This window comes from Paraburkholderia sp. USG1, from assembly GCF_031570135.1.
GTDB lineage: Bacteria > Pseudomonadota > Gammaproteobacteria > Burkholderiales > Burkholderiaceae > Paraburkholderia > Paraburkholderia dioscoreae.
On sequence record NZ_JAMWXW010000015.1, the window covers coordinates 38,293 to 51,892 of the forward strand.

12 protein-coding genes are annotated in these 13,600 nt (G+C 58.4%); 3 read left to right on the forward strand and 9 right to left on the reverse strand.

The features are described from left to right. Positions 1 to 63 precede the first annotated feature (63 nt). Positions 64 to 1,077, forward strand: coding sequence for an NAD(P)-dependent alcohol dehydrogenase (locus NE850_RS20480; protein ID WP_310699339.1), 1,014 nt, complete (start codon positions 64 to 66; stop codon positions 1,075 to 1,077). A 569-nt stretch (positions 1,078 to 1,646) separates the two neighbouring features. On the opposite strand, the gene NE850_RS20485 is transcribed toward NE850_RS20480, so the two are convergent. The 3 genes from NE850_RS20485 to NE850_RS20495 are packed head-to-tail and all read right to left on the reverse strand — an operon-like array spanning position 1,647 to position 4,366. Continuing rightward, on the reverse strand, positions 1,647 to 2,282 hold the full coding sequence (locus NE850_RS20485) for a dienelactone hydrolase family protein (protein ID WP_310699340.1): 636 nt from the start codon (positions 2,280 to 2,282) through the stop codon (positions 1,647 to 1,649). Next, positions 2,282 to 3,238, reverse strand: coding sequence for a VOC family protein (locus NE850_RS20490; protein WP_310699341.1), 957 nt, complete (start codon positions 3,236 to 3,238; stop codon positions 2,282 to 2,284). Before NE850_RS20490 ends, NE850_RS20485 begins: the two co-directional genes overlap by 1 nt. Positions 3,239 to 3,259: 21 nt before the next feature. Continuing rightward, complete coding sequence (locus NE850_RS20495) at positions 3,260 to 4,366, reverse strand: maleylacetate reductase (protein ID WP_310699342.1); 1,107 nt, start codon at positions 4,364 to 4,366, stop codon at positions 3,260 to 3,262. 234 nt (positions 4,367 to 4,600) lie between these two features. Between NE850_RS20495 and NE850_RS20500 the strand changes: the two genes are divergently transcribed. Then, positions 4,601 to 5,176, forward strand: a complete 576-nt coding sequence (locus NE850_RS20500; RefSeq protein WP_310699343.1) for a flavin reductase family protein — start codon at positions 4,601 to 4,603, stop codon at positions 5,174 to 5,176. 104 nt (positions 5,177 to 5,280) lie between these two features. Beyond that, a complete protein-coding gene (locus tag NE850_RS20505; protein ID WP_310699344.1) occupies positions 5,281 to 5,931 on the forward strand; it encodes a helix-turn-helix domain-containing protein in 651 nt (216 codons plus the stop codon). 64 nt (positions 5,932 to 5,995) lie between these two features. On the opposite strand, the gene NE850_RS20510 is transcribed toward NE850_RS20505, so the two are convergent. From NE850_RS20510 to NE850_RS20535, 6 genes are all read right to left on the reverse strand, one after another. Continuing rightward, positions 5,996 to 7,453, reverse strand: coding sequence for an MFS transporter (locus tag NE850_RS20510; protein WP_310699345.1), 1,458 nt, complete (start codon positions 7,451 to 7,453; stop codon positions 5,996 to 5,998). 36 nt (positions 7,454 to 7,489) lie between these two features. Next, positions 7,490 to 8,851, reverse strand: coding sequence for a carbohydrate porin (locus NE850_RS20515; protein ID WP_310699346.1), 1,362 nt, complete (start codon positions 8,849 to 8,851; stop codon positions 7,490 to 7,492). Positions 8,852 to 9,030: 179 nt separating this feature from the next. Beyond that, complete coding sequence (locus NE850_RS20520; protein WP_310699347.1) at positions 9,031 to 9,783, reverse strand: SDR family NAD(P)-dependent oxidoreductase; 753 nt, start codon at positions 9,781 to 9,783, stop codon at positions 9,031 to 9,033. A gap of 171 nt (positions 9,784 to 9,954) precedes the next feature. After that, positions 9,955 to 10,704: an SDR family oxidoreductase gene (locus NE850_RS20525; RefSeq protein ID WP_310699348.1), complete on the reverse strand. Its 750-nt coding sequence runs from the start codon at positions 10,702 to 10,704 to the stop codon at positions 9,955 to 9,957. Positions 10,705 to 10,716: 12 nt separating this feature from the next. Next, the gene (locus NE850_RS20530) at positions 10,717 to 11,997 is read right to left on the reverse strand and encodes an acyl-CoA dehydrogenase family protein (protein ID WP_310699349.1); all 1,281 of its coding nucleotides are present in this window, start codon (positions 11,995 to 11,997) and stop codon (positions 10,717 to 10,719) included. Positions 11,998 to 12,051: 54 nt separating this feature from the next. Then, complete coding sequence (locus NE850_RS20535; protein WP_310699350.1) at positions 12,052 to 13,173, reverse strand: alcohol dehydrogenase catalytic domain-containing protein; 1,122 nt, start codon at positions 13,171 to 13,173, stop codon at positions 12,052 to 12,054. Positions 13,174 to 13,600: the final 427 nt, after the last annotated feature.

Here is a 13,600-nt window from a genome sequence, read left to right on the forward strand (position 1 = left end):
CGCCAATCAAGCGCGCGCCCGGCCGTCTGTTCGCGAACGTCTGGCGAGTCACCGGAGACCGGAATGCGTAGTTACCACATCGATCACATTGGCGACCTTGATGGGCTCACGGTAAGGGATGGCGATGTACCTGTCCCTGGTCCCGACGAAGTTCGTATCGAGATCGCCGCTAACTCGCTGAATGCGCGGGACATCGCGATCCTGCTTGGTGGCTATGGCGGCCCAAGCCCGAAACCGGGTCTCGTCCCGCTGTCGGACGGCGTGGGCACAATCGTGGCGGCCGGCGAGCGTGTTCGCGGATTTTCCGTCGGCGATCGTGTAGCAGGAATCTTCAGGCAGAACTGGCTCGGCGGCAGGATGCCATTGCGCGCGCTGGACTCCGATCTCGGCGGCAGCCGCGACGGCATGCTGACCGAAAGCATCGTGCTGACTGACGAAAACATCGTAAAGGTGCCAGCCCATCTTTCCGATCAGGAGGCGGCAACGCTGCCCTGCGCTGCCGTGACTGCATGGCATGCATTGCACGCTGGCGAGGCATTGTTGCCGGGGCAATCCGTGCTTGTTCTCGGCTCGGGCGGCGTCTCCCTCTTTGCTCTCCAGTTTGCGAAGCACATCGGCACCCACGTGATCGCTACCACTTCCACTGAAGAGAAAGCGCATGCACTGCAGGCGCTGGGTGCTGACAACGTTATCAACTACTCGGCCACTCCCGAATGGGACAAGGAAGTCATGCGGATCACGGCCGGCCTCGGCGTGGATCGTGTCATTGAGGTAGGCGGCGCGGGAACGCTCGCCAGATCGATGCGCGCTGCTGCGGTCACAGGCAGGGTCGTCATCATCGGCGTGCTGGCAGGCGGATCCCAGGTCGATCCATCCATCATTCTGACTCGCCGGCTCACCTTGCAGGCGATTTCCACGGGAAGCCGTGAAATGTTCGAGCAGATGAACGCCGCCATTACACGCTGGCAGCTTAAACCCGTTATCGACACTGCATTCCCGTTCGATGAAGCCAAAGCTGCATACCGCTATGCAGCGAACGGCCGGCATTTTGGCAAGGTGGTCATTTCCCGGCCGTAGCGTCTTGTTAGTTGCTCATAGGGCGAGCCCGGTCTGAAAGATGAAGCGGACTTGCGAGACGCGAGCGCTGCCTGCAGATGTAGTATGTCTGCGACAGGTGTGCGCCATCAGATCGGCTGGGCTGGGGGCATGGCGCACAGAAAATCTGGATGTTGGACAGCGTCAAGCAGCGCGGCCGGTCGACATGATTGTCGCGGTCCAGCATGTAGAACCTCTTCTCACGGCCGAGTTGCGAACGCTGCTCCCCCTCTCCTTCACTGGATGTTCGCTATCCATTACGACAGGCAGCTGATGCCTACCGTGCCGCCCGACAGGCTCCTCTCACTGCAGGACTCGGAGCATCGCGACTCGAATCGGAAAATGTGGACAGGTGCCGGGCGTCACATCGGTTCGCGCCGACATGGGGCACCTGTGCCAAGTCCGACCATCGTGTTGGCGCCGCTGCAACGACCTGCCTGAAATCTTGACTGCATCGGGCCGGCCTCGCCACCAAGGCCAGTTCTGACGTTCAAACGGTCCGGGCGTGCCGAACGGCGAGGCCGACTACCCGGACCGCAGCCCACGATCGCCTAGTCTCCGAGTAAAACGCGGGCCTGCCCGATCTCATCGTCACTGATGCCGTGGTCGCGAGCGGGATAAACTCGCTCGGAGACAAGAGCACCCATGCCGCGAAAGACATTGGCAGTTTCCCGGGAGCGCGACAGCGGCACCCACGGGTCAGCATCGCCATTACTGAGCAGCACTGGGACCCCCTTCAACTGGTCGGCGCGAACCGGCCACTGCATCTCAGCCGGTCCGATCAACCCACCCGTCCACGCGATTAACGCACGCCAGCGCGCTGGATTCCTGAACATGTACTCGCTTAGCAGGCAGGCTCCCTGCGAAAAACCGACGAGTGCAATGCGGTCGTGGGTGTAGCCTTTCGCCAAGGCCTGTCTGATCGCATGATCTACGCACGCGAGGGCGTGATCGAGCATCGGCTGATTCTCTTCGACCGGATCCATGAACTTGCCGGGATACCAGCTATTTCCGTGTGCAGCCAGCGCACACCAGGCAATGTGCTCCATGCGGAGGCGCTCCGCCTGCTCGAACATGAAATCCGGCGTCAGCGTACGGCCGTGCACCAGGATACCGGCAATTCCGGCGCCGTCGGCAACCGCCCCCCGCCAGATTGGCGGGGTCTGGAGATGACTGTTCTGGCTCATCAGTAGAGAAGCGGCTCGAGGTGGGACTTGATGCTGTCCTTGCGGCTCTGGAAGACTGGCGGAATCTGCAATTCGCTGCCAAGTCGCTCGTAGGGCTCGTCAACGAGGAACCCCTGCGGCTTAGACACCGTTGCCTCGAAGAGCGCACCGCCCGGGGTACGGACGTACACGGAATCAAAGTAGCCGCGGTCCTTACGGTCCGAGGTATCAGTATAGCCAAGCCCCTCGAGACGGAACTTTACGTTCTTCTGCACGTCGAGGTCCGCGACCTGGAATGCGCAGTGGTGAGTGACGCCCTCTCCGTATGCCCACGAACCCTGTGGCACATCTGGCTCGTGCTCGAACTCGATAATCGTTCCGGTCCCGCCCGCACCAACCTCGTAACGTGTGAACGCCCCATCCGTACGTCGGTTTTTCCCGCTCCAGCCGACCTGCATGAATTCGTCGGACATCTCGAGATCGCGTACAGAAACAGTGATCCCATGCGTACCACGAATGCCAAACTCGGCCGGAATAATCCCGTTTGAGTACGGCTTGCGGTCGTCATCATCAATCGCAACGAGCTCGTACTGGATACCACAAGGATGGGCCAGGCTCAGCAGTGCTTCGCCGAAACGCTCACTGCGCTTCACGTCATGACCGTGCTCGCGCAGATGGCGTTCCCAGAAACTCAGGGATGACGCCGGCACAGACAGTGCAAGCGTCTTGATCTGACCGGTGCCGCGCGTTGCCTTACGACCGGACTGACGCATGGGAAAGCAGGTGATCAGCGTGCTTTCCTCTCCGAAGTCATTGCCGTAGTACAGATGATAAATCGGCTCATCACCGTCGTAGAGCGCTGTTTTCTTGACGCTCTTTAGCCCCAGAATTTTCGTGTGAAAGTCGTAGTCATCCTGTGCCACGCCGACGTTCAATGTAATGTGGTGATGCTTAAGGATATGCGGATTGGGTTCCATCGTTTCCTCCTTACTGGATTGTCAAGCTTCATTGGTGGTTGATAGTCCGCCCGCGGACACGGACGGTTGTGAAATGGGACGCTGTCCTGAAAAGGCATCGTGCAGCAGGCGGTTGATCCTGTCCGCTTCGATTGGCCCCGGGTTCCAGTACGCGGCACGCGACGCAATGGCAACGGCCTCCCCTATGTCGCTCTCCTTCATCCCGAGCGCGGCAAGCTGCGTCGGCGCACCCAGACGCTTTGCGAAATCGAACATACCTGCCGCTGGATCGCTGACGCCCAATACACGCGCTACGATCGAGAGTGCCTCTGGCGCGTAATCCCTGTTGTATGCGATCACGTGGGGAAGCAGGACCGCATGTGTTTCCGCATGCGGAAGGTTGAACGTGCCACCCAACGTGTGGCACAACTTGTGGTGCAGTGACATACCGACCGCCCCCAGACAGGTACCGCAGGCCCACGCGCCGAACAACGCATCAGATCGGGCCTCGCGATCTTCAGGCGCTGCGCAGATTGCTGGCAGTGCTCGTACGAGTGCCGCGATTCCCTTTTCCGCAAGCATGGAGATCACTGGATTGGCGTCCCGGGCATACAGCGCTTCCACGGCATGAGCAATGGCATTAAGCCCCGAAGTCACCGAGATCCCGACCGGGAGCATGAGCGTCAAATCGACGTCATAGACGACGACCTCCGGTAGAACCCGGAGAGAGCGCTGCGTGGTCTTCAGTCCGTTTTCGGTCTGGCCGAGGATGGGGGTCGCCTCCGATCCGGCATACGTGGTGGGGACGACGATTTGCGGCAGATCGGTGTGGAAGGCAATCGCCTTACCCAAACCGATGGTAGACCCCCCTCCCACGGCGACGACGGAATCCGCACCCAGGTCGCGAGCGACTTTTACCGCCGCCTCGGTAATGTCCGTTGGCGTATGCATTGCCGCTTCGCTGAACAGACCCACACACTGCTCACCCAGAGAGCTCCTGACGTTTTCGCCGATCTGACGTTGTGCTGCGGTCGTCAGTACCAACGCGCGATGACAATCCAGTCGGGCCAGTTCATCACCTATACCGTGACGTGTGTCGGCCCCAAAAACAACCCGAGCGGGCAATGCCTCATATGTGAACGCCTGCATTCCGAAATGCTCCTCCGTTTTGTATAAATTAATCGTTCGTCTAGACACATGTCAATCATGCGCTGCAACAAAACGGTCTCGCAGAGATATCTCGAGGGGAGTCATCAATCGAGCTCTGGCATCGTGCCGCCCACACATGCCATAATAGACAAGTGTCTAGTCGATTGTATATTTTTTAATTTGTCGATCCACCCCAGGTCCGTGGCGACGACATCACATCGGAGGAGATTCAACATGAGTACGGTGAACGGTGTTCCCAATCATCCGACGCCCTGCAATGCTGTCCGGGCGGCTGAGCCGGCAATGCGTGAACTGTTCAAGGGCGCCTTCCGCCGCCACGCAGCGGGAGTTGCGATAATCACGGCAGAGGGCAAGCAAGGGCCGGTCGCCTTGACCGCTACATCCGTCATCTCGGTCAGCGCGGATCCCCCGGTGCTTGCGTTTTCGTTGTCCGCTGACTCAGCAAGCGCTACTCACATCAAGGCAGCGAAGTCCCTGGTCGTACACCTGCTGCAGGCGGAACAACTGGACATCGCACGCCTGTGCTCCACCAGCGGGACGGACCGTTTTTCCGACACGTCAAAATGGAAACGGCTTCCGTCTGGAGAACCGGTGCTCGTCGATGCGCCCGTATGGATCCGCGGAACGATCATCGACCAAATGAACATTCACGGATCAACGCTTGTCGCGGTACGCGCATCGGAAATCAGCGCCACCCATGAGAACCAGTCCGGTGATGCGGCGAGCCCGCTGATCTATCACGACCGGGCGTGGCACGCACTCTCCGAAACGTCCCGGCTCCAAACCTGAGCGGAGGCCACCACTATTGCAAGACGGGTGTCCGACACCTTGTCAGACACCCGTCAACGTGCGATCCTTCCGCCGATCGACACTGCGCATTTTTAATACAATTCATGAGCTCTTCGCCCATCTCACCCAAGCCCGCCAACCGCCGAACCGCTGAGACTCCACGTCAGAAAACACGAGCCAGGATAGCCGCGGCCGCAAAGGCAGAGTTTCTGGAGGTTGGCTACGAAACTGCATCCATTGAAGGCATCGCCCGCCGGGCGGGGGTCAGTCGCGCGACTTACTATATTCACTTCACCAACAAGGTCGAAGTGCTGGTCGAGATCTGGCATACATCAATCGATAAAGACATTCTTAAAATAATTGCCGACTTCGACGCGCTCGGCGCCTATCCAACGCGAAGCGCTCTACGGAAATGGATCGATAAGGCAGTGTCATACTGGGAAAAGTCGGCGGATATGGTCGAGCTTACCGCCCAAGTACTGGCCCTCGACCCGCAAATGACAGGCCCGTGGGTCGAACTGAATGTCCAGGCGGTCAACGCCATGCCAAACTATCTGAGCCGCTTCAGCACCAGGGAACTCCCGCTGGCACGCATGAGGATGGGCATGTTGCTACTGCAACTGGACCGGATGTGCTTTATCCTGAATCGGGGAGAACTTCCTCAAGGTCGCTCGGTCCTCATCGACGCTCTGACAGATATCTGGTGGCGGTGCCTCAAGCCCGAGGCTGATGATGAGCGAAAGGAACGCCGATAGTCAACGAGACCGGCCGGTTCAGCAAGCGCCACCCCGACCGGCAACCGTGCGCATTACTGCATCATCAGCACTGTGCGGCAACCTCCCCGGGCATCAGTGACAGCCGGCGCAGCGACAGTCCCGCGGCAACAGCCAGAACGGCGATGACCGCCAACACCAGGAACGCCGCGGTGAAGGCCGAGCTGTGATAGACAGGGAGTCCTCGGGAAAACGACACCATCTGTGTACCAGCTATTGCAAATGTAAGCTGCGTCCCCACCGTTCCAGCGACTGCCGTGGTCGCACCAAGCATGGCGGCGCAAACAGCCCTGAAATCAGCGGGCACCGTGGTAACGATGAGAATCGGACAGGCGGCGAGAATCATCCCTCCGAGGCCCATCAACCCATATGCGACGACGTAGTGCCATGACTGGGAATGCATATATGCGAAGAACACAGAAGCACCAACCAGGAACAGCCCGCCTGTAGCGATATGCGTACCCGGATGGACACGCCGGGCGGTGACTCCAACGTACAATCCACCCAGCATAAGGAGCGAGCCGCCAAGCAGCGTATGGAAGGCAACGTCCGTCGCACTCGTTCCCAACCCGTAGCCCACACCGAGTGCCGACGGTGTCATCAGCATGAGCGGATAGATGCTGGCAATCCCCGGGATCACAGTCATTGCCGCTGCAGCGGCAAGAATGATCTTTAGCACGACCCCGTTGCCCAGAACCCGAACGTCCACAAGCGGTGCCGGGAACGCCTTTTCCCACAAGATCCAGACCAGTACCAGCGCCAGCCCACTCACGACGTAGATGATGGTCCTGCTACTCGCCCAACCCCACGACATGCCCATGTCAAGGGCGTAAAGAACTGCAGCAAGACCTGCGCCAAGGAGGATCGCACCGACCCAGTCGACACGGCCCGAAGCGCGGAGCGTCGTCTCCGGCACAAACAGCATCATCAGGATCATGCCAGCCAATGACAGGACGACCATTGGCCAGAAGATGGACATCACACCGAGACGGTCGATCATTTCCCCAGCGATCAAGGGCCCGATGACCGTAATGAGACCCAGCCCGTTGCTCGAAATGGATATCGCGGTAGCCTTCATCCGCTCGGGGAAAATATCCTGAATCAGTGCGTAAGCCAGTGGCAGAAAGGCCATTGATGTGCCGCTGAGCGCTCGCCCGGCCAGCATCGCATACCATGAACCCGCAGTAGCACTCACAATTGATCCAAGCGTCGCGAAAACCGACAGTGCGACCAGAATCCTTTTTTTCCCGTAGAGATCGGCGAGACGTCCAGCAAGCGGTGTCACAATGGCCCCGACCAGGGTCGTCATCGAGAGCACCCAGACGACGTGCGGCGTGCGGAACGATGCACCGAGTTGTGGCAGTGCCGAGGCAAAAAGCGCCGTGGCCAGTCCAGTCTGCTCAGTCAAAAGCAAAAGAATGATGAGTACCCTGATCCATCCCCCGGTGGTGCGTGGGGTCCTGGAATCCTGCCTTGCCATTGGAAGTACCGTATCTATTTTCATGTCCAAATTCCTCGAGTGCAGTCAGGACTTATCAGATCAGAAGCCCAGCGCCTGACCGATATTCCATCCAATCATTACGCGGACCGTCCACCCGTCGCGGAGCTGATGCGTCGCGGACGGACGAAAAATTCCGTATGCATTCGCCGTATCGTCGGGATTGAAGATGTACGAGAAGCCGGGTTCGATGAAGAACCCGTGCGGAAGCATCACGTCGTACTTTCCTCGTATCGCGTAGCTCGTTTGCTTTGCATCGGGAACCAGACGTTTAACGAAATTGTAGTAACGGTCAGAAAGCGAGCTCGTTGACAAGGCGATCGAGGCAACGTCGCGCGGACGCCCGAAAGGTCCGATATAGCTCACTCCAATTTCTCCTGAATGCTTGTACGGACGCTGCTCCAGGCTCAATACCGTGTCTGGAGCGATCACAGCGCTGTACGAACCAAAAAGCACGATGGACTCCGGAAACGGCGAATCCCCCGTACCGCCATCAGCCCGCCAGATCGTCTTCCGGCCATTGAGCATAAAGCCGTTTGTTCCATTCGCATGGTCGCCGCTTCCATCGTCCGAGGTCAAAGCATATGTATTCCTAAATAGCGTGGCCCAGTAGTGCGCAGGGTATCGATCCTGAGAGAAATTCGTTTCGTACCCGAGTTCGAGATCAAGACTGGAGGCAAGGCTGTGATGAAAGCTCCAATCAAAGCCGTTCCCTTTATCAAGGTACTGGTTGAGATCGAGCTGGAATACGGCCGCCTTGGCGTAGTACCGGTCAGTAGGATTCAGCCGGATCATACCGGCCCAGCTACCGTATGGCGGAGGCAATGTGCCGCTCGACTTCTCAAAGACCGGATCCAGGCAATCGACCTTGAGAAGACAGTCGAGCGAACCTTTGTGATAGAACTCCACACCTCCACTGAACCGCCCTACTGTAACGTCGACGACGTTGTGGAATAACTTCTGCTCATAGCTGAAATTGGACAGGTATCCTTTTGAGATGTCGCTCTGTTGCTGGCCCGCATAATATCCACCGGCCGCGCCGAAGTATCCCCCGTCGGGAGCGGTCGCATCGGTGTTGCGGTTGGCGGGAAAGAAAATATATTGAAAATGGAACGTCCCCCCTGGGATGCCAATGAGCTTGTTGAGATCGAAATCGGCTCCAGCCGCGACGTTGGTGGAAAGACTCGACTGGTACGTACGTGGCCCGACTGCCAGGTTGTTGGTGTATATGTTCCATGTAAACAGGCTTGGTGTCACGCCTGCATCCTCAAGCTGCTTCGCGACACCTGCAAGCGGACCATCGGCGCGCGCCGACTGGGCTGCAAATAACGACCCCGCGGAAAAAAGAATGTACGCCATCGCGGACAGCCTGCGTCGCAGGGTCCGGCCTTTCTCGTTAATCACGTGCTCCTCCAGATTTATATTTTGTCGCAGCTGCAGCGATAGTCGCCGCGATTTTCTATTGCCAGGTATTTTGCTGCGGTCTCCTTCCCCTACAATCACCCGCACCTCGGTCTCCAAACCTGGCAAAAGGGTAACTGCAAGGTATTTCCTCGCTTACCGTGAGCTACTGGTAATGCCCGTCAATCTCCAAACACGATGCCGCCGTCGATATGGACGTGTTGACCTGTGTATAGCCGGGCATCCTCCGAGCACAGGAAGGCGACCGTTCCCGTCAGGTCGCTTACCTGTGTCAACGTCTTGATGGACTGTTGCGCAACGACAGCATCGAGCATTTCCTGAGACAGGCCCATGGCCTCGAAGCCCGGCGTTTCGACAATGCTCGGTGCGATGGCATTAACTGTAATGTTGTACTCACCGAGTTCCCGCGCGAGGCCACGGGTCAGACCAAGAACGCCAGCCTTCGAGGCAACGTAGTGAATGCCCCCCGGGGGAGCCACATTGACCACGGATGACGACATGTTGACAACCCGTCCCCATCGATTTCGCTGCATCTGCGGCACGAAGCACTTCGCAGCGTAAAACATCGAGTCGAAGTTCACGGACATCGTCTTGCGCCAGAGTTCAGGCGTCAGCTTATCGAAGGTCGTCATATGCGGGTGTAGTCCGGCATTGTTCACCAGAATATGGGCCGGCCCAAACTGCTTTTCGACCTCAGCGGCAGCAGTCGCGAGTTCGTCGAGCGACGAAACATCTGCGACAAGGCCAAGCGCCTTGCGGCCTATGGCCTTCACCATCGAACACGTCTCATCCGACGCACCAATGTCGATGCAAACGATATCTGCGCCATCCTCAGCCAGGCGCCTGATAATGGCCTGACCAATACCGCGCGCGCCACCAGTAACGATGGCAATTTTTCCCGTCAAATCCCTCACGGCTTTTCACACTCCTCTGATAGTAAAACCCTGAACGAGGCAGCGTCATTTTGATGTCTGTCCGCCATCCTCACCTCCGCCCTGATTGAACTGGGACACCGTTTGTATCTCAGCCTCACGACATCAAGGGAAACGAAATACACATGCCACACCGACCAAACGAACAGGTCACTACGCGCCTTGTCCTCCGTCAACGACAAACACCGCACCTGTACAAAACGAACTTTCGTCACTCAACAGCCACGCCGCGGTCGCAGCCACTTCGTCCGGTTCACCAAACCGTTTGAAGGGCATGAGCTGCTCGAACCTTTCAATCATCTCTGCAGGGTTCGCCATGAGCATCGGTGTTGCCGTAGGGCCCGGCACTATCACGTTGACGCGTACACCCAAAGATGCCGCTTCGAGGGCGGCAGTGCGGGTGAGCGAGATCACGGCGGCCTTGCTGGCGGCATAAGCGCCCTGCTGCACCGCCGCCCGTACGGCCAGCCCCGACGCTGTGTTAAGAACAACCCCGGGAGTGCCCCGCTCCTTACTTAACTGGAGCATCCTTTGCATTCCGAGTAGCGTGCCAACGACATTGACCCGCAGAACGTGTTCGAATGCTTCCAGCGGGAGGTCAACCAGCTCACTATTTTTTCCAGTCGTCCCCGCATTGTTATAGAGGCCGTCTACCCGGTCGAAGCGTTCGAGAGTTGCCTGAAAATAACGTTCGACATCACTGGGGTCTGCCACATCAGCGCAAATACCGATAACCTGACTCTGGTCGAATTCGCCCACGACCTGCTGCAATGCCTGCGCAGAACGATCGACGACCGCTACCCTGCTGCCTTCACCGACCAGTCGCCGCACCGTTGCGAGTCCGATACCGGACGCGCCACCGGTAATGACGAATACTTTGGATGTGAGTCCACGATGTACCATGTGCGACGCTCCTTACCAGACCGAGTTGCGTTCGCCAATCTGAACCGCCCCAACACGCTGTGCCATGACGTCGAACTGCGCAGTGGTATGAGTGCGATACATGAGCACGTCCCGCATGTAGCGCTGCATCGGCTGGCCTTTACCCGCCGAGGAGGATCCCGCGGAGCGGAACAACGTTTCCACTGCTTCGCAGGCCATTTTTCCGGCTTCCTGCATGAGCCCGAACACCTCGATGTCACTTTTGCGGTCGAATGCACGAACTCCGTTCACCGCATCGGCGCAATGCTCGGTGTAGACTTCGGCGGCATGCAGTACCAGAGCTTCCGCGGCATTGGTCTTCAGCACTGCGGTGCCGAGGTCGCGCTGGTACATGGGGTCTACTCGACGAGAACCGTAAGGCGGCATCGCAACCGGCTTCGACAGCATCAGGCGCGTATATTCGTCGACAGCCGCCCGCGCAGCTCCCACCACGCAGCTGACCAGTTCAAGGTTCAGAAACCCCTGCGAGACACCAAGGTACATCGGGTTGTGGTGAATACGCGTTCCCTCAGACTCCCAGAGCTCAGCTTCAGCGAGCCAATCGATTTCGATCGCGAATTCGCTGGGCACGAACTTGTCGTCAACCACTACGGTATTTGAACCGCTCGCACGCATCCCGATGATCTTGTCGCCACCCCAGTCATCCAGGATCTCGAATTGCGAGGCGGGGATCAGAACCTGCAGGAAGCGCGGCGGCGCGTCAGGGTCTGTGTTGTCCTCGACCAGTTGAACGTTGACCGTTGCATGAGTCGAATAGGGCACCCCGGACTGGTACGGCGACCGTGCCTGGATCCGGTATCCGCCGTCAACGGGAAACGCCTTGCCGGCTGGCACCAGACTGTGCGAGGCACGAAAGTAGCCGGTATCGTTGTTGAAAACGTGATCCTGTGCCTTTTTGGTCCAGCGCGCCGCGGTCGTCAATGCATGACCATGGCCGAGACAGAGACACCAGCCAGTGCCCGGGTCCCCTCTTCCGACCTCGATAATGACCTTGGCAAAGGTCCGAAGATCGGTCTCGTAGCCCCCGTACATGCGGGGCGTCAGCATATGATAAAAACCGGCGTCCAGGAAGGCTTCGTGCATACCGGGGGTGTAACGGCCAAGAACTTCCGCTTCCGCTGCTTGCGCGCGGATCGTCTCGCGCAACGCCACTGCCCTTGAAATCAGCGTGTCCGCATCGGGGATCAGTTGGTCACTCTCGCGGCTTGAAATCGGCGATTGTTCGGCCATCGTCAATTGTTGCTCTACCTGCATTTCATAGTCTCCTTGAGATCGGTACTTGCTTATAAAAATGGGATTCAATGCGGGTCAGGCGAATGGCAACAGTGTCGGTCCGATAACACTTCTTGTACTCGCATCGAGCATTGCATCCAGAGTCCCGGAAAGAGGATAGCGGCGATCGATCATCGCCTCGAGATCGAGCTTCCCTCGCTCGGCCAATCCAATCAGCCAAGGTAGATCACGCCGCTGGTCAAGGGATCCGTACTGACAGGAATGCACTGTCTTACCCGCCAGTGCAAACGGAAGAGCCGGAAAGGTGACCTGGGCAGTGGTCATGTCAAGGCAGACACTGCACAGGGTCACGTGGCCGGTTGCTCTTGTCATGGCCCATGCCTGCTGGATAGCAAGCGAGTCTGCCGCCGATTCGAATACGTAATCGGCACCCCGGCCCTGCAACAGGCCACCGGCATCCGTTGACATATTCAGCACCGCCTCGACGGGATCTTCCTCCGTCGGATCGACCGTATGCGTGGCCCCGAATTTCATCGCCAGGGCTCGCCGCGCCGGCAATGGATCAATTGCAATAATCTTTGCGGCGTCTGCGATGCGTGCCCCTTGGATATAGCTCAGACCAACAGGACCACATCCCATGACTGCAACCGTGCTGCCGGAAGCAATCGGGGCTGTGCGCAAGGCTGCACCCACACCCGTACCAACGGGATTCGCCAGCAGCGAAAGCTGGTCTGCCGGCAGGTCGGTCTTTACCGACGTGAGCTGAATCTCGGGGACCACGGCAAGTTCGGCGAAACTGCCAACGCTCGCGTTCGGGTAGATCAGCGTTCCATCCGGCAGGGCTGCATGCGCCGGTCCCACAAACACCATTGCCGCGCACTGATCCGGACGGCCATGCAGGCAGAAATAGCATTCGCCGCAATTTGGCGTGCTGGTTATGATCACGCGGTCGCCCACCTTCACGCGACGCACGTCGTCGCCAACGCCCTCCACGGTTCCTGCTGCGGCGTGCCCGAGCACCTGCGGTGCGGGCCAGCCAAGCTGGCCGGGATCGAATGCCAGCAGAAGGTGGTCCGAAATAGATACATTGGACGCGTCAACGCGTACAACTACGTCACGCGGACGAAGCGGCAGTAACGCGACCTCTTCCACGGTAATCGCCGGTTCTCTTCCAAATTGCCAGACGGCAGCCTTCATCCGGATCTCCTCGTTCTTAAGCGGATTCGCTTGTCATGGCGAGTAAACTAATCAATAGTCTAGACACATGTCAATCTTGCAGCGCAACATTACATGCTTCGATGTCACCGGTGCAGGCAAAACCCGATCGGCCCCGATGAAGAATATTCAACGTGGAGCAGTCACGCGCTCCGAATACGAACGGACTACCCCGTCGGTCGCCTTGTATCACCACAGGACCATGGCAAGTAAGCGCGAACGTCCAAGGCAATCAGGATCGGCCACCTCCGAGCTCGAATCGCAAGATCCGCTGGACGTTAAGCCTGCTCACGTCCAGTTCGATGCGAACGCCCCTCAAGGTCGCTTGTTGCACGAAGGCAACACGCTCACGCTCCTGAGCGCCAGATTCAGGACAGGATCCGCTGACGCTTGCCTGGGCTCAACATGC